The 16,806-nt window shown below is 62.8% G+C and carries 11 protein-coding genes; 3 read left to right on the top strand and 8 right to left on the bottom strand.

What is annotated here, in order from left to right:
- Positions 1-85: 85 nt before the first annotated feature.
- Both OO306_RS26035 and OO306_RS26030 read right to left on the bottom strand, forming a co-directional pair.
- Positions 86-661, bottom strand: coding sequence for an ANTAR domain-containing response regulator (locus OO306_RS26035; RefSeq protein ID WP_027596666.1), 576 nt, complete (start codon positions 659-661; stop codon positions 86-88).
- 11 nt (positions 662-672) lie between these two features.
- On the bottom strand, positions 673-1,887 hold the full coding sequence (locus tag OO306_RS26030; protein ID WP_265970238.1) for a CmpA/NrtA family ABC transporter substrate-binding protein: 1,215 nt from the start codon (positions 1,885-1,887) through the stop codon (positions 673-675).
- 139 nt (positions 1,888-2,026) lie between these two features.
- Between OO306_RS26030 and OO306_RS26025 the strand changes: the two genes are divergently transcribed.
- The gene (locus tag OO306_RS26025) at positions 2,027-3,052 is read left to right on the top strand and encodes a quinone-dependent dihydroorotate dehydrogenase (RefSeq protein WP_027596664.1); all 1,026 of its coding nucleotides are present in this window, start codon (positions 2,027-2,029) and stop codon (positions 3,050-3,052) included.
- Positions 3,053-3,148: 96 nt separating this feature from the next.
- On the opposite strand, the gene OO306_RS26020 is transcribed toward OO306_RS26025, so the two are convergent.
- On the bottom strand, positions 3,149-3,364 hold the full coding sequence (locus tag OO306_RS26020) for a ribosome modulation factor (protein WP_003248687.1): 216 nt from the start codon (positions 3,362-3,364) through the stop codon (positions 3,149-3,151).
- 561 nt (positions 3,365-3,925) lie between these two features.
- On the opposite strand from OO306_RS26020, the gene rlmKL reads away from it, so the two are divergent.
- Together rlmKL and OO306_RS26010 are read left to right on the top strand one after the other, a co-directional pair.
- Positions 3,926-6,118, top strand: coding sequence for a bifunctional 23S rRNA (guanine(2069)-N(7))-methyltransferase RlmK/23S rRNA (guanine(2445)-N(2))-methyltransferase RlmL (gene rlmKL / locus OO306_RS26015; RefSeq protein ID WP_085273658.1), 2,193 nt, complete (start codon positions 3,926-3,928; stop codon positions 6,116-6,118).
- 94 nt (positions 6,119-6,212) lie between these two features.
- A complete protein-coding gene (locus OO306_RS26010) occupies positions 6,213-8,618 on the top strand; it encodes a GGDEF domain-containing protein (RefSeq protein ID WP_265970237.1) in 2,406 nt (801 codons plus the stop codon).
- 123 nt (positions 8,619-8,741) lie between these two features.
- Here OO306_RS26010 and dacB read toward each other — a convergent pair whose 3' ends face one another.
- The 5 genes from dacB to OO306_RS25985 form a co-directional block, all read right to left on the bottom strand.
- Positions 8,742-10,199 (bottom strand): D-alanyl-D-alanine carboxypeptidase/D-alanyl-D-alanine-endopeptidase, encoded by a 1,458-nt coding sequence (dacB, locus tag OO306_RS26005; protein WP_027596661.1) that lies wholly within the window; start codon positions 10,197-10,199, stop codon positions 8,742-8,744.
- Between the two features lie 197 nt (positions 10,200-10,396).
- Positions 10,397-10,741 (bottom strand): YggL family protein, encoded by a 345-nt coding sequence (locus OO306_RS26000; protein ID WP_265970236.1) that lies wholly within the window; start codon positions 10,739-10,741, stop codon positions 10,397-10,399.
- A 12-nt stretch (positions 10,742-10,753) separates the two neighbouring features.
- Positions 10,754-14,416 carry a transporter substrate-binding domain-containing protein gene (locus OO306_RS25995; RefSeq protein ID WP_265970235.1) on the bottom strand — a complete coding sequence of 1,221 codons (3,663 nt, stop codon included), beginning with the start codon at positions 14,414-14,416 and terminating at the stop codon, positions 10,754-10,756.
- Between the two features lie 7 nt (positions 14,417-14,423).
- A complete protein-coding gene (locus OO306_RS25990) occupies positions 14,424-15,041 on the bottom strand; it encodes a response regulator transcription factor (RefSeq protein ID WP_027596659.1) in 618 nt (205 codons plus the stop codon).
- 282 nt (positions 15,042-15,323) lie between these two features.
- On the bottom strand, positions 15,324-16,655 hold the full coding sequence (locus tag OO306_RS25985; protein WP_027596658.1) for a deoxyguanosinetriphosphate triphosphohydrolase: 1,332 nt from the start codon (positions 16,653-16,655) through the stop codon (positions 15,324-15,326).
- Between the last annotated feature and the right edge of the window lie 151 nt (positions 16,656-16,806).

The raw sequence follows: 16,806 nt of genomic DNA, 5'->3' as shown, positions 1-16,806 counted from the left end.
CTCGGCATTTTCTGCGCCCATGAGATCGAGCGCCGCCCGCGCGGCGCTCGATCTGACAGGCCCCAAAAATCTCATGTCGAGCACATCAACCCAGCATCTCGTGCATGGCGATGATCTGCTCGGCCACCTGGATCAGCTTCTGCTGGCGGCTCATGGCCTGGCGGCGCATCAGGGTGTAGGCCTGCTCTTCGTTGCAGTCTTTCATCTTCATCAGCAGGCCCTTGGCCTGTTCGATCCGCTTGCGTTCGGCCAGTTGCTGGTCACGCGCCAGCAACTGCGCCCTAAGGGCCTGGTCGCTCTCGAAGCGGGCCATGGCCACATCCAGAATCGGCTGCAAACGCGCAGCATGAATGCCCTCGACGATATAGGCGCTGACCCCCGCCTGGATTGCCTGGCGCATCACGCCGGGGTCATGCTCGTCGGTAAACAGCACGATAGGCCGCGGTCGGTCGCGGCTGACCAGTACCACGTGTTCCATCACGTCGCGGTCCGGTGAGTCGGTATCGATCAACACGACGTCCGGATGCACCGTTTCGACGCAGGCGGGCAAATCGATGGTCAGACCAGGGGCTTCGATCACGTCGAAACCGGCCTCGCTCAAGGCAGCCTTGAGCCGGCCCAGTTTGTTTTGAGTGTCGTCGATCAGCAGGATACGCAGCATGTTCATCCCCCTCACAGGCCAACGCGGGCTTCGGGTGTGTCGCCCAAGGCGTGCAGGCTGAAGCTGCGGGCATAGCCGTAGGGGTCGCTGCCGTCCCAGCGGGTACCGTCGATCAGCAGGCTGCTTCGCATCGGTTGCTCAAGGCACGCTATGCCTAGGGCGTCTGCCGCTTCGTGGTAAAGCGCCAGTTGCTGAACCTGGCTGGCCACGCCGAGGTAGTCGGGGTCGTCTCGCAATAGTCCCCAGCGGCGGAACTGGGTCATGAACCACATGCCGTCGGACAAATACGGCAGGTTGGCCCGGCCCTGGTCGAACAGGCGCAAAGCGTGGGGGTCTTGCCACTGGTTGCCCAGCCCGTCTTGGTAGTCACCCAGCAGGCGGGGCTCGATAGTGCTCGTCGGCGTGTCCAGGTAAGCACTGCCGCTGAGCAATTGCGCGGTGCTGCGGCGGTTCTCGGGGCTTTGCTCGATGAAGCGGCTGGCTGCGAGGATCGCCTTGATCAGGGCGCGGGCGCTGTTGGGGTACTGCTCGGCGAAGGCGCGGGCGCAAGCGAGCACCTTTTCCGGGTGGTCTGGCCAGATCGACTGGCTGGTTGCCAGGGTGAAGCCCTGGCCCTTGGCGACGGCATCCGCCGCCCAAGGTTCGCCTGCACAAAACCCGTCGATGCGGCCAGCCTGGATATGCGCGGCCATCTGCGCTGGCGGCACCACCACGCTGTCGACATCGCGCAGCGGGTGGATGCCCTGGCTCGCCAGCCAGTAGTACAACCACATGGCGTGGGTGCCGGTGGGGAAGGTCTGGGCAAAGGTCAGGCGTGCACCCTGCTGGTGCACCAGGCGCGCCAATGCCTCAGGGCTGGTCACGCCTTTGCGTTGCAGAGCCGGGGACAGGTTGATGGCCTGGGCATTCTGGTTCAGCCCCATGAGTACAGCCATGTCGCTGGCGGGCACACCGCCAATGCCCAGGTGCACGGCATAGGCCAGGCCATACAGGCAGTGCGCAGCATCCAGCTCGCCGCTGACCAGTTTGTCGCGCAGTCCCGCCCAAGAGCCCTGGCGCTTGAGGTTGAGGGTCAGGCCGTGTTGCTGGGCAAAGCCCTGGGTGGCGGCGACCACCACCGAGGCGCAGTCGGTCAGGGCCATGAAGCCAATGTTCAGGCTGGTTTTTTCCGGTGCGTCGCTGCCGTTGACCCAGGCCAGGGGCGTTGCTCGGGGTGCTGTGTTCACAAGGATCCTCGCCCGTACTGAAAAGGCAGTGTGTGGTGAGCGAAGCAACGCATGTGCCAAGCGGCCCGAGGATTTACTGTCATGCCAGCCGTGCGCTGGCTATAATCGCCCCCTCATTCACCCCGAGCCTTGCCCGCCCATGTATACCCTGGCCCGCCAGCTGCTGTTCAAGCTTTCCCCGGAAACCTCCCACGACCTGTCCCTGGACCTGATCGGTGCCGGTGGCCGTCTCGGCCTCAACGGCATGCTGTGCAAACAGCCGGCGGCGTTGCCGGTGTCGGTCATGGGCTTGAACTTTGCCAACCCGGTGGGCCTCGCCGCTGGCCTGGACAAGAACGGCGCGGCAATCGACGGCTTCGCCCAACTGGGCTTCGGCTTCGTCGAGATCGGTACCGTCACGCCGCGCCCGCAACCCGGCAACCCGAAGCCGCGGATTTTCCGTCTGCCAGAGGCAACGGCGATCATCAACCGCATGGGCTTCAACAACCTGGGCGTCGATCACCTGCTCGAACGCGTGCGGGCATCGCGCTACAACGGCGTACTGGGCATCAACATCGGCAAGAACTTCGACACCCCGGTCGAGCGGGCGGTCGATGATTACTTGATCTGCCTGGACAAGGTCTACACCGAAGCCACCTACATCACCGTCAATGTCAGCTCGCCGAACACACCGGGCCTGCGCAGCCTGCAGTTTGGTGACTCGCTGAAGCAGTTGCTCGATGCCTTGGCCGAGCGCCGTGAGCAGTTGGCAGTCACGCACGGCAAGCGCGTGCCGTTGGCGATCAAGATCGCCCCAGACATGAGCGACGAAGAAACCGCACTGGTGGCTGCTGCGCTGATGGAATCGGGCATGGATGCGGTGATCGCTACCAACACCACCCTGAGCCGCGAAGGCGTCGAGCACTTGCCTTATGGCGGCGAAGCCGGTGGCTTGTCGGGGGCGCCGGTGCTTGAGAAGAGCACCCACACGGTGAAGGTGTTGGCCGGTGAACTGGGCGGCAAGCTGCCGATCATTGCGGCGGGTGGCATTACCGAGGGGCGTCACGCCGCCGAGAAAATCGCTGCGGGTGCCAGCCTGGTACAGATTTACTCGGGCTTCATTTATAAGGGGCCGGCGCTGATTCGCGAATCGGTCGATGCGATTGCCGCTCTGCCACGCGCATAAATCGCGGGCATAAAAAGGGCCCCATCAAGGGGCCCCTGGGCCTTCGCCCGCCGCCCGGATGGGGCGTGCTTGGTAAATCGAATTCAGTGTCCTCGATCAGCCAACGGCGTGATTTTCGTTGAGTCTATGGATGCCAGCGGTGCCAGTCATGCCGTCCCAGTTATCACCGCGACCTTCGCGCCAGCCGTTGATCCAGGCTTGGCGAACAGAAGGAAGATTGAAAGGGCAAAGTTCGCGGGATTTGCCGGTGACCCCGTATTGGTAGCCACGTGAATATGCTCTTTCCAACGGATCACGCTTAAGTCTTCTCATAGGGTGTTGCCCTCACTTGTTGACTGTAATGTCCCGTCGGCCTCTCCGAGGCCGGGCAGAGTCTTTCTGCCGGTTTGCGCTCGCTGCCGGCGTGGCGAGCTGAAGGTGCCGCCTCGTTGCGAAGCGGCCTGAGACCATTTCTAACGAATGCGCGTCACAGTGTGAATGATCAATTTGTCATAAGGACGTAACGTTTCTAAGGGTGAAGGGATAAGTAAATAAATGCGACTCAACCTTATTTGTCGCTGAGCCCGCAATGATTGGGGTTTGCCAATCATTGAAGTCATTTCGCCAGCGTCGCTGCGCCATGACAGAATTATTTTGAAATGCGACGAAGGGTCACATCGGCCCCTGCATCGCTCGAATTTTTAATACTGCCTGATGATCTAAGCTGTCTTTGCCCCTGGTGAAGTGCTGGTCGGTCAGGCGGCCCGGTTGTTGCGCTGCACAATTGCGCGCAGGCAGTGGCCACTCGGATGCCTGCTGGAAGGGTGTTCGGGCAAACATCGCGGGGCGATGCGTCGCCTCGTCAGTCAAATAGCCCAAGGCTCTGGAATACTCATGTCGGACCGTTTCGAAATTTACCTCACCTGCCCCAAAGGCCTGGAAGGCCTGCTCGCTGAAGAGGCCAAGGGCCTCGGCCTCGATGAAGTGCGTGAGCACACCTCGGCCATTCGCGGCGCCGCCGACATGGAAACCGCCTACCGCCTGTGCCTGTGGTCGCGCCTGGCGAACCGGGTGTTGCTGGTTCTCAAGCGCTTCAACATGAAGAACGCCGACGACCTCTACGACGGCGTCAACGCGGTTGACTGGGCAGACCACCTGGCGGCCGACGGCACCCTTGCGGTGGAATTCAGTGGCCATGGCTCGGGCATCGACAACACCCACTTCGGTGCGCTCAAGGTCAAGGACGCCATCGTCGACAAGCTGCGCAACCGCGAAGGCCTGCGCCCGTCGGTGGAAAAGATCGACCCGGATGTGCGCGTGCACCTGCGTCTGGACCGTGGCGAGGCGATTCTCTCGCTCGACCTGTCCGGCCACAGCCTGCACCAGCGCGGCTATCGCCTGCAGCAAGGCGCCGCGCCGCTCAAGGAAAACCTCGCGGCAGCCGTGCTGATCCGCGCCGGCTGGCCACGCATCGCTGCCGAAGGCGGCGCCCTGGCCGACCCGATGTGCGGTGTGGGTACCTTCCTGGTCGAAGCCGCCATGATCGCCGCCGACATCGCCCCTAACCTCAAGCGCGAACGCTGGGGCTTCAGTGCCTGGCTTGGCCATGTGCCGGCACTGTGGCGCAAGGTTCACGACGAGGCGCAAGCGCGTGCGCAGGCCGGTTTGGCCAAGCCACCGCTGTGGATCCGTGGCTACGAGGCCGACCCGCGGCTGATCCAGCCGGGGCGCAACAACGTCGAGCGCGCGGGCCTGAGCGACTGGGTCAAGATCTACCAGGGCGAGGTCAGCACCTTCGAGCCGCGGCCTGACCAGAACCAGAAAGGCCTGGTGATCAGCAACCCGCCATACGGCGAGCGTCTGGGTGACGAAGCCAGCCTGTTGTACCTCTACCAGAACCTTGGCGAGCGTCTGCGCCAGGCGTGCATGGGCTGGGAAGCCGCGGTGTTCACCGGGGCACCGGAGTTGGGCAAGCGCATGGGCATTCGCAGCCACAAGCAATACGCCTTCTGGAACGGTGCATTGCCGTGCAAGCTGCTGCTGTTCAAGGTGCAGCCTGACCAGTTCGTGACTGGCGAGCGCCGTGACGCCCAGGCTGAACCCACCGATGCCCGTCGTCAGGAGCCGCAGGCCAGTGAACCGGCGCGTTTGTCGGAAGGCGCGCAGATGTTCGCCAACCGCCTGCAGAAGAACCTCAAGCAACTGGGCAAGTGGGCCCGTCGCGAGCAGGTCGACTGCTACCGCCTGTACGATGCCGACATGCCCGAGTACGCCCTGGCAGTCGACCTTTACCACGACTGGGTGCACGTGCAGGAGTACGCCGCGCCACGTTCGATCGACCCGGAAAAGGCCCAGGCGCGCCTGCTCGATGCACTGGCGGCGATCCCGCAGGCGTTGGGTATTTCCCCTCAGCGCGTGGTGCTCAAACGCCGTGAGCGGCAGAGCGGCACCCGCCAGTACGAGCGCCAAGCCACCGAGGGGCGCTTCCAGGAAGTCAACGAAGGCGGCGTCAAGCTGCTGGTCAACCTCACTGACTACCTCGACACCGGCTTGTTCCTCGACCATCGCCCGATGCGCATGCGCATCCAGCGCGAGGCCGCCGGCAAGCACTTCCTCAACCTGTTCTGCTACACCGCCACGGCCACCGTGCATGCGGCCAAGGGCGGTGCTCGCAGCACCACCAGCGTCGACCTGTCGAAAACCTACCTGGACTGGGCGCGGCGCAACCTTGCGCTCAATGGCTTCTCCGAGCGTAACCGCCTGGAGCAGGGCGATGTGATGGCCTGGCTGGAAGCCAACCGTGACAGCTATGACTTGATTTTCATCGACCCGCCGACCTTCTCCAACTCCAAGCGTATGGAAGGGGTGTTCGACGTTCAGCGTGACCATGTGCAGCTGCTCGACCTGGCGATGGCGCGCCTGGCGCCGGGTGGCGTGCTGTATTTCTCCAACAACTTCCGCAAGTTCCAGCTCGATGAGCACCTGATGGCGCGCTATGCGGTGGAGGAAATCAGCGCCCAGACCCTGGACCCGGACTTCGCCCGCAACAACCGCATCCACCGGGCGTGGCGCCTGCAATTGCGTTGAGGCGACGAGGTACATTGCGCAGCTAGTGGCCAATAGCTATAACTGATGCCAGGGCAAGATAATCCGCAGGACGCTGACGTGACGAGATGGGTGTATGTCCAAGTTTGGCGTGCGTGCGAGGTTACTTGGCCTGTGCACGGAAGGCGTGTCCGCGTGGGCGGTGGCGCTGGTAGCGTTGGTGGCCGGCTGCCTGTTGTCGGCCGTCCTGGCACTTGCCGCGCAGGCGTTCTATAAGCAGCAGTTGCGCCAGCGCTTCGAGCTGCTGGCCAGCGAGCGCTTCAGCCGCATCGCTGAGCGCTTTGACGATCAGCAGCAGCGCCTGGACGGGCTGCGGCGGTTCTTCAGCTTCTCCAACGAGGTTACCCCCCGCGAATTCGAGGGCTACGCACGGCCCTTGTTGCGCCGCACCCTGGCTTACGCTTGGGCGCCGCGGGTCGAGGCCGCGCAGCGCGCCGAATTCGAGCACAGCACCGCTACCTGGTTGGGCCAGGACTATGTGATCCGCGATCAGGATGCGCAGGGCACTTGGCAACCGGCGCCCCTGCGTGATCACTACTTTCCTGTGCGCTTCACCCAGTCGACAGACGCGCCTGCGCTTCCTTACGGGCTTGACCTGGCTGGCAAAGGTGCGCGGCAAGCCACCCTGGCGCGTGCGTTGGAACCTGGCAGCATGGCGGTGTCAGAACCTCTGGCCATATTGGAGACTGGCGCTGTTCGGCCGGCAGCGGATGCACGCGGCCTGTTGATGGTGGCACCGGTGTTCTCCGACGCCGCCCCCCAAGGCGCGGCGGTGGGCTATGTGATTGCGTTGCTCAACCTGCGCGATCTCATCAGCGATGGTTTGCCAGCGGCAACCGATGACAACCTGGTCGTGCGCATCGAAGACCCTTCCGGGCTGAAAGGGCCGGAAGTGGTGTTCGACTCACGGAATGAGGCCGCGCCCCTGGCCCTGGCCAGCAGCCAGTTGCTGTACTTGGCCGATCACCCTTTCCAGTTGCTTATCCGGCCGAGCCAGGCCTTTCTGAAGGCCAATCATTCTTCGGCGGCACTGACCGTCGGCCTGTTGGGCGGGCTGTTGAGCATGCTGCTCAGTGCCTTGCTCTACAACCTGTTCAGCCAGCGCCAGCGCGCCTTGACCCTGGTCGAGCAGCGCACGGCCGAGCTGCGGGTCAGCGAACAGTCCTTGCGCGGTACGCACAACCAGCTGCGCAGCGTGCTGGATGCAGCGACTCAGGTGGCGATCATCGCCACCAACCTCAAGGGGGTGGTCAGCACCTTCAATGCCGGTGCCGAGCGCATGCTCGGCTATTCGGCCAACGAGGCGATCGGCCATTTGCGCCTCGAGGACCTGGTATTGCCCGACGAGCTCAGCCAGCGCGCCCACGCCTTGAGCCTGCGCTACGGGCGCCACATCGCCGGCGGCCAGGCCATGTTTGCCGAAACGGTGCAGGAAAGGGGTGAAGAGCCTGGCGAGTGGACCTTGGTACGCACCGATGGCAGTCACCTTGTGGCCAACATGCTGGTTACCGCCATGCTCGATGAACAAGGGCTGTGGGTTGGCTACCTGGCCATCTGCATCGACGTCACCGAGCGGCGCCGGGTGCACGAGGCGCTGGCCGCGCGTGACCGGCTGCTGGAAAAACTCAGTGCCGAAGTGCCGGGCGGCATCTACCAGTACCGCCTGGATGCCAATGGCCATTCCTGTTTTCCGTATGCCAGCAAAGGCCTTTACGACATTTATGAGGTCGACCTGCAGCAGTTGCGTGAGGATGCCACGGTGGTGTTCGAGCGCATTCATCCCGATGACCTGGAGCGCGTGCGCCGTTCGGTGGGCTATTCCGCCGACCACCTTACGCCGTGGCGCGAAGAATACCGGGTGTGCTTGCCGCGGGCGGGGTTGCGCTGGGTGCGTGGCGAGGCGACCCCGGAGGTGGGTGAGGCGGGATGTACCTTGTGGCATGGCTACCTGACCGACATCTCCGACCTCAAGGGGGTGGAGGAGGAGTTGCGTGCCCTGTCGGTGACCGATTCACTGACCGGTATCCATAACCGGCGCTATTTCCAGGAGCGGCTCAAGGCCGAGCTGGACCGCGCCCAGCGCGATGGCCTGGCGCTGGCGGTGATCATGCTCGATATCGATCACTTCAAGCGCATCAACGACCAGTTCGGCCATGCGGTGGGCGACCTGGTGCTGCGCAGCCTGTGCCAGCGCATCGGCCATCGCCTGCGGCGAACCGACGTGTTCTGCCGGTTGGGTGGGGAAGAGTTCATGGTGCTGTGCCCAGGCAGCGATGCCGAGCAGGCGCGGTTGCTGGCGCTTGAGCTGTGGCAAAGCGTGCGCAACGTCCCGATCGAGGGCGTGGGCGAGGTGACGGCGAGCTTTGGTGTGGCGGGCTGGCGGCCAGGAGAGGGGGCTGACGCGTTGTTGTTGCGGGCGGATGCCGGGGTGTATGCGGCCAAGCAGGCAGGACGGGACCGGGTCGAAGCGGAGTTGACCTGAGCCTCGTGTAGGAGCGGCCTTGCGTCGCGAACGGGCCGCAACGCGGCCCCGCACTTTATGCGTTAACACTGAAATCAGGGGGCCGCTGGGCAGCCCTTTCGCGACGCAAGGCCGCTCCTACCCTCAGTTGGCCGCAGCGCTCGCACCCAGCTTCGGCTGGCGATACAGGTCTAGCAGCACCTGGTCCAGCACCTGCGATGCCCCCCACGGTTTCGGGTCGTTCAAAATCGCCGCCACTGCCCAGGTATGCCCGTTGCTATCACGGCTGAAGCCTGCGATGGCGCGCACGGTGTTCAACGTGCCGGTCTTGATATGGCCTTCACCGGTCATTGCCGTGCGTTTCAGGCGCTTGCGCATGGTGCCGTCCATGCCCACCAGCGGCATGGAACTGATGAACTCGGCGGAGTAGGGGCTCTTCCAGGCAGCCTGGAGCAGCGCCGCCATCTCGCGGGTGCTGACGCGCTCGGCGCGCGACAAGCCGGAGCCGTTTTCCATCACCAGGTGTGGCGCGGTGATGCCCTTTTTCGCCAACCACTGGCGCACTACACGTTGCGCCGCGCGGGCGTCATCGCCATCGGCATCGGTACGGAACTGCGCGCCCAGGCTAAGGAACAGTTGCTGGGCCATGGTGTTGTTGCTGTATTTGTTGATGTCGCGGATCACTTCCACCAGGTCAGGCGAGAAGGCCCGTGCCAGCAGGCGTGCGCTCTTCGGGACGTTCTCGACGCGATCGCTGCCCTGAATGCTGCCACCCAGCTCGTTCCAGATCGCCCGCACGGCACCGGCGGCGTAGGCCGGGTGATCGAGCAGCGACAGGTAGGTCTGCGAGTTGCAGCCATCACCCAGCTGGCCGCTGACCACCACGCTGACACCATCGGCCTGTTGCACAGGGTTGTAGCGCACGTCACCGGTGCACTGCTTGGACGCCACGGCTTTGACCTGGTTGTCGATGCGGATGTTGGCAATCGGCGGTTCGACCGCGATCGTCACCTTGCCGCCATCGTTGCGGGCAACGAAGCGCAGCGCCTTGAGGTTGACCAGCAGCGAGTCGGGTTTGACCAGGAAGGGCTTGTTGACGTCACCGCCGTCATCGTTGAACTGCGGCAGGTTAGGCTGCACGAAGTGGCTACGGTCCAGCACCAGGTCACCGGTGATGGTGCGCACGCCGTTGGCGCGCAGGTCACGCATCAGCAGCCACAGTTTTTCCATGTTCAGTTTGGGGTCGCCGCCACCTTTGAGGTAGAGGTTGCCGTTGAGCACACCGTTGCTCAGGGTGCCGTCGGTGTAGAACTCGGTTTTCCACTGGAAGGTCGGGCCGAGCAGTTCCAGGGCCGCGTAGGTGGTGACCAGTTTCATGGTCGAGGCCGGGTTTACCGACACATCGGCATTGAACACCGTCGCCGCGCCAGGCCCATCCAGCGGCAGCATCACCAGCGACAGCGCGGTGTCCTGCAATTTGTTGGCTTTCAGCGCCTGCTGCACCTTGGGCGGCAGGCTGGTATTGACGGCGGCGGCCTGGCTGGGCAAGGCGAAGGGCAGCAGCAGGCCGGCGAGAACGAGGGGACGGAGCGTTTTGATCATATTCAGTAAATACCCTGCGGCGAGGGAAAAGGACATTGGGGCTGTAAGAGATGATGGCCCCAGAACGTAATAGAACGCGCATTATGCCCCAAGCGTAGCCACGATGGGCCACGTTCGACGGAAAACGCCACCCACAAAAAAGGCCACCGCAAAGGGTGGCCTTTTCAGCGTTCAAGCCGCTGGGTACCGCGCAGGTATCACTCAGCCGCGTTGATCGGCTTGTCCGGATACCAGGCGTCGAGCAGTGGGCTGACTTCGATCTTGGTCAGTTCGCCACGGCCTTTGAGCCAGGCTTCGACGGCAGCGCGTTGTTCTTCGCTGACCGAACCGCGTTTGGCCGAGCACACCAGGCCGAAATCGTCACCGCCTACGTAGTCGAGGCCATTGGCGTCCATGGCTTCTGTCAGGAAGGCATCGAGGAATGCATCGATTGCCTGGTCATCCAGATCTTCCTTGAAGTCCAGGTTCAGCTCGAAGCCCAATTCCTGAAACTCGTCGACACACAGCTTTTTGCGCAGGCGACGGGAGCGGTTAGTGGCCATGAAACAATCCTCTTAGGTAATATCGCCGCGCAGTCTACCAGCTTCGGCGTTTGGCTGCCTTCCTGATTGACGTTCGTCGGTACCTGCAAGCTCTCCAGCCAGGGCCATTTCCACGCGGCGCATGTGCCGTGCCAGCGCCTGACGCCTTAGCAGACGTTGCGGGGTTGTTAAACCCATGTTTTCCAGCGCTTCGCACGCCGCCATCAGCTGCGTGGCTTCCAGCAGGCGTGCGGCACTGAGAATCTTGTGCGCCTGGTCGGCAACGGCGGCGGCGTCGTCGGGGGGCAGGTCCATCAAGATCATCAGGTCGGTGCGCAGGCTCTGGTGCAGCGCCGTGAGAAAACGTTCGCGGTCCTTTGGGTCCGGCCCGACGATCGCGCCCAGGCCATTCAGGTCAAAGGGCTTGCGTCGCCATGGCTGCCGGCTCTGCGGCTTGAGGCCGGCCAGGCGCTGGCTGAGGGTGCTCAGGCTGATGGGTTTGAGCAGGCAGTCATCCATGCCGGCATCCAGGCACTTGCGCATGACCTCGGGTTGCGCGTTGGCGGTATAGCCGAGGATGGTGCAGCGCGGTCGCCCGCGTTGCCGTTCTTCAGCACGTATCGCACTGGCCAGTTGATAGCCGTTCATGTGCGGCATGTTGCAGTCGAGCACCAGCACATCGAAGGTGCCGGCACGCCAGCTGCTCAGGCCTTCGCGGCCATCCCTGGCGCACGTATGGCCAAGGCCCAGGTAGCCCAGCTGCTGGGCCATCAACTGCAGGTTGGCGGGGTGGTCGTCGATCACCAGCACATTCAAGCGTGGATCGGGCACGTCGAGGTTCTCGATAACCGGCAGCCCGACCGACACGGCGCTGACGGTTTGCAAAGGCATCTTAAGGCGAACCTGGGTGCCAACATCCTCCAGGCTTTTGATCGTCAAGGTGCCGCCCATCATGTCGCAGAGGGTTCGGCAGATGGCCAGCCCAAGCCCGGTCCCCGCACGGGCGCCTGGGCTGTGCGGGTTGGCCTGAATGAACGGGTTGAACAGGCGCTGCAGGTCATCGGCGTGAATGCCGATGCCGCTGTCACGCACCTCCAGTTCGAGCATCGGGGAGGAGGGCGTGCCTTCGTCCTGCAAACAGACGCAGATGCGCACCTGGCCATGTTCAGTAAACTTGATGGCGTTGTTGACCAGGTTGGACAACACCTGCTTGAAGCGCAGCGGGTCGAGCAGTGCATGGCAGCGAGCCGATGGCTCGATGATCACTTCCAGCGCCAGGCCTTTCTGCCGTGCCTGGCCATCGAAGATGCGCCCCACCGACTCGACCAGCGCCGCCAGGTCGACCGGTTCTGGCGCCAGTGACAGGTGCCCGGATTCGATGCGCACGATGTCGAGGATGTCGCCAATCAGCCCCAGCAGGTCCTTGGCCGAGTGATAGGCCAGCTCCAGGGCGGAGCGGTCCACCCGCCCTTGGTCGGCGCGTTTGACGGCCAGCTCCAGCATGCCGATGACCGCGTTCATCGGGGTGCGAATTTCATGGCTGATGGTGGCCAGGAACGTGCTCTTGGCACGGTTGGCATCCTCGGCTTGCTGCTTGGCCTGGCGCAGCTCCAGCACCAGCTGGCGGCGGTCACTGATATCGATCCAGCCGCCGATGATGCCTTGTACCTCGCCCAGCGAGTCACGGTACGGCAGTATCCAGTGGTAGATGGTCATTTCCCGGCCTTTGACCCGCAAGGGGCGATCGATGATCAGCGGAGTGCCTGCCGCCATGACCTTCAGGTAGTCAGCGTGGATCTGGCGGGTCTGCTCGCGGTCAGCGAACAGGCTTTCTTCCAGGTGCTTGCCCATGACTTCCTCGTTACAGGCCTGTACAGCCTCCAGGTAACTGTCATTGCAGCTTTGCAGGCAGCCCTCACGGTCACGCACATACATGGGGTGGGGGGTGCCGTTGAGCAGCGCACGCATGAACGCCAGTTGGTCGTTCAATGCCCGCTCGGCGCTTTGCCGCTGCCTGATCTGCAGGCGCAGGCGGGCATTCCAGATCAGTGCCAGCAGCAACAGAAGCGCGGTGCCCAGCAGCACTTGCCAGGCAAGCCGGCGAAATTTCTGCCAGGTGCTGTCGTCATGCAGGCTGTAGCCACGCCAGCGGTTATTGATCACCCCCAGTTCTTCCGGCGAAATGCTCAACAGCGCTTTGTCCAGAATCGAAACGAGAGTCGGCGACTGGTCGCTGGCTGCCATGGCGTAGCTGGCAGGCTCGCTGCCGACCGTGGTGCGTATGACCAGGTCAGGGTTGGCGGCCACAGCATGGTTGGCATCGATCAAGGTGGTGATCACGGCATCCACCGCGCCGCTTTTGAGCAAGGCCATGGAATAGAAGGTGCTCTCGGTTTCGATCCGGCCAATGCGCGGATAGCGCTTGGAGAGCATGACGTCCATCGCGCTGTATCGGGTAATCGCGACCCGTCGGTCCTTCAGCTGTTCCAGGGAGGCGAATTGCCCCTTGTCAGCGAGGCTGACCAGCACATAGACGCTGTCCAGGTAGGGTCGGCTGATTTGCAGGGTCTGCTTGGCCACGCCATCGGTGGTGAGCGCCGCAATTACATCCGCCCGGCCGTCCTTGAGCCGGGCGATCATGTCGGCGATACCGCTGGCACGCTGCACCTCGAAGCGCAGGCCCGTGCGCAGGCGGATGAGCTCCAGCAGGTCGGCAGTGATGCCCCTGAAATAGCCTGAACTGTCGAAGAAGGACACCGGGGCTGCCGTGTCGTCGATCGCCACGCGCATGACGGGGTGGCGTTGCAGCCAGAACTCCTCAGTCTTCGTCAGTTGCAGCTTGCGGTCGGTCAACAGCAGGTCGCTGCCTGCACTCCAGCGCTTGAAGATGCTGGTGCGCAAGGTGGCGGACTGGCTGTCGAGCGTGGCGTTCACCAGCTCCATCAGCAGCGTGTCCTGCTGGCGCACGGCAAAACTGAAGCCGATGGCTTCGTGCTTGCTGAAATTGGCAATGCGCAGGCCAGGCAGGTGGCCGCGGTTGAGTTGATAGTGGGTGGAGATGGTGTCGCCGATGAACACGTCGGCCTGGCCGAATGCCACGGCATTCAAGGCTTGGGAAGACGAGCCGAACGCCAGCAGATGGGCTTTCGGGTAGGCGCTGCCAACCTCCTGCCTTGGCAGGTAGTGGTAGAGCATGCCCAGGCGCATGTCTTCCAGGCCCATGTCCAGTGCGCGGCCTTCGTTTTCACGGGTGACCAGCACCGGTTGGTCAACCGCGTAAGGGTGCGAAAGTGCCAGGCCGTCCGTGGTTGCCTCATAGCCATTGGCGCTGCCGAGCAGGTCGATGTCGCCGCGTTTCAGTGCATCAACGGCAGCCTGACGGTTTGAAAAGCGCAGCACCCGCACCGGCAACTGCAAGGCGAGGCCGATCAGGTTGGCATATTCGGCGGTGAGGCCTTGATAGTCACGCCCGCCACTGGTGATGTCGAAAGGCGGGTAGTCGGGTGCTGAAGTGCCCAGCACCAGCTCGTGACGGCTTTCGAGCCATTGGTGTTGTTGGGGCGTGAGCGAAAGCGGAGCTGGCTTTGCCGGTGAACGTGCCAGCAGTGCGTAGGCAGAAGCGCTGTGTTGGTGGGCCTGGGCCCCAGCGCTGAACAGCGCCAGGGCGAGTAACAGCCGGGCGAGAAGGCGCGCCATGAAACCCTCAGACCAGCGCGTTGCGTTTGGCCATTTCGATCAGGTCCACCAAGGTGTCGACCTGGAGTTTGTGCATCAGGCGCTTCTTGTAGGTGCTGACCGTCTTGTTGCTAAGGAACATGCCCTTGGCGATTTCCTTGTTGCTTCGGCCTTGAGCGAAAAGTTGCAACACCATCAATTCACGGTCATTGACCTGTCGGAAAAGTTGCAGGTCTGCATTGACCGTCTGATTGTGTTTGATGGCCTGGCTGGGGAAATAGTTATACCCGGCCAGCACGGCTTTGATTGCACTGAGCAGTTCGCTCAGGTCTTCTTGTTTGCACACATAGCCTGCAGCGCCCGAGTGCATGCAGCGCACGGCGAACAACGCCGGGGACTGGGCGGTCAATACCAGCACCTTCAGTGGCAGGGACATGGCCTGGAAGCGGGAAAGTACCTCCAGCCCGTCTAGCTTGGGGATGCTGATGTCGAGGATGACCAGGTCGGGCGTGGTCTCTCGAATCATCTGCATGGCATCTACGCCATTGTCCGATTCGCCGACGATCTTGTAGTTCTGATTCTCCAGCAACATACGGACGGCCAGACGGATAACGGGATGGTCGTCGACTATAAATACGGAATGCATGTTCAACTTCCCTGCGGGCGAGTGAGGGTGACGGCTGGCACCTTATCCCAGTTGGAAGTCATCGGGCATGCGAGGAAGGGCTATTAGCCCTATATGGGAAATGGCTTACAGGATAAAACAAATCGGGCTACGCAATGAGCGTAGGAAACTCGATGTCAAACCTTGTTTGGTAACTTTTCATTGATTGTTAGTCGTGTTGTTTATCAGTGACGGGCATAGGTAGGAAGTTTCCTAGGTAGACAGGTGCAGCGAGCGCCTGAGCACAGGCTGCACCTGTCTGGCTCAGGTCGGGCTGGAGCGCCCGGTCATTTCGCGGGCCATTTCGCTGGCATAGCTGTCGGTCATCCCGGCGATGAAGTCGATCATGCGCAGGAACGCGCTGTGCAGTGAGGCGTGCGGGTCCGGTGCATTGTTGCCAATCAGGTCGAGTACACGGCGGCTCTTGAACGACGGTGTGCGGCCGCCGTGCTGTTCGAGGGCCGCGCCGCAGAAGGTGTTGAGGAGGATCTCGAGCGTGGTGTAGGCGCCGATCTCGTGCAGGGTCTTGCGTTTATCCTGGAAGATCTTGTTGCGCGCCATGTCTTTGGCTTGCAGTACGCAGTGCTTGGCCGGGCCGTGCATGTGCTCGACCAGGTCGCCGCTCAGGTGCCCGCCAAGCAGCGCCGTTTGCTGCTCGACGAAGGCGCGGGCGGCGGCGTTGGTCAGGTGTTCGATGGCCTTGCCGCGCAAGATCGCCAGCTTGCGCCGGCGCGAGTCGCGGGGGCCGAGTTGGCGATAGGTCTCCGGCAGGTCGTCACCCACCAGGTCGAGCAGCAGCGCCTCGACTTCCGCATACTGCAGCAATTCCATTTCCACGCCGTCTTCCAGGTCGATCAGCGCGTAGCAGATGTCATCTGCGGCCTCCATCAGGTAGACCAGAGGGTGGCGTGCCCAGCGCTGGTCCTCCAATTGTGGCAGGCCCAGTTTGCGGGCGATCTGTTCGAGCAGTGGCAGTTCGCTCTGGTAGCTGCCGAACTTGTGTTTCTTGTAGCCCAGGGCATCGGCATGACGGGCGCTCCAGGGGTACTTCAAGTAAGTACCGAGGGTGGCGTAGGTCAGCCGGGTGCCGCCGTCGAACTGGTGATACTCCAGTTGGGTGAGGACGCGAAAGCCTTGGGCGTTGCCTTCGAAGTTGAGGAAATCGGCACGCTCGTCGTCGCTCATGTCGTCCAGCCAGCCACGCCCTGCTGCCTGCTGGAACCAGTGGCGGATGGCGTCTTCGCCGGAATGGCCGAACGGTGGGTTGCCAATGTCGTGGGCCAGGCAGGCCGATTGCACGATCATCCCCAGGTCACTGGGCTCGCACCAGTCCGGCAGGCTGTCACGCAAAGTTTCGCCCACCCGCATGCCGAGCGAGCGGCCGACGCAGCTGACTTCCAGTGAATGAGTCAGGCGCGTGTGAATATGGTCGTTGCTGGAGACGGGGTGTACCTGGGTCTTGCGCCCAAGCCGGCGGAAGGCGCCGGAGAAGATGATCCGGTCGTGGTCCTTGTGGAAGGGGCTGCGCCCGAGTTCTTCGGGGCTGTACAGGGCTTTGCCCAGGCGTTCGCGGGTCAGCAGGGTATGCCAGTCCAAGGCTCGATCTCCTGTCGGTCGATGGGCATAGCTTCCTGTGTCGAGAGGCACCATGCAAGCTGAAGGTTGACGCGGTTTTTTGTAGGGGCAGCCTTGTGCTGCGAAGAGGCCGGTGTGGGCTGCAGGTATCTGCTTTGCCTGCACCGGCCTC

The organism is Pseudomonas sp. DCB_AW (assembly GCF_026240895.1).
GTDB lineage: Bacteria > Pseudomonadota > Gammaproteobacteria > Pseudomonadales > Pseudomonadaceae > Aquipseudomonas > Aquipseudomonas kermanshahensis.
The sequence above is the reverse complement of the archived record's forward strand: the minus strand, read 5'-3'. Positions and strand labels throughout refer to the sequence as shown.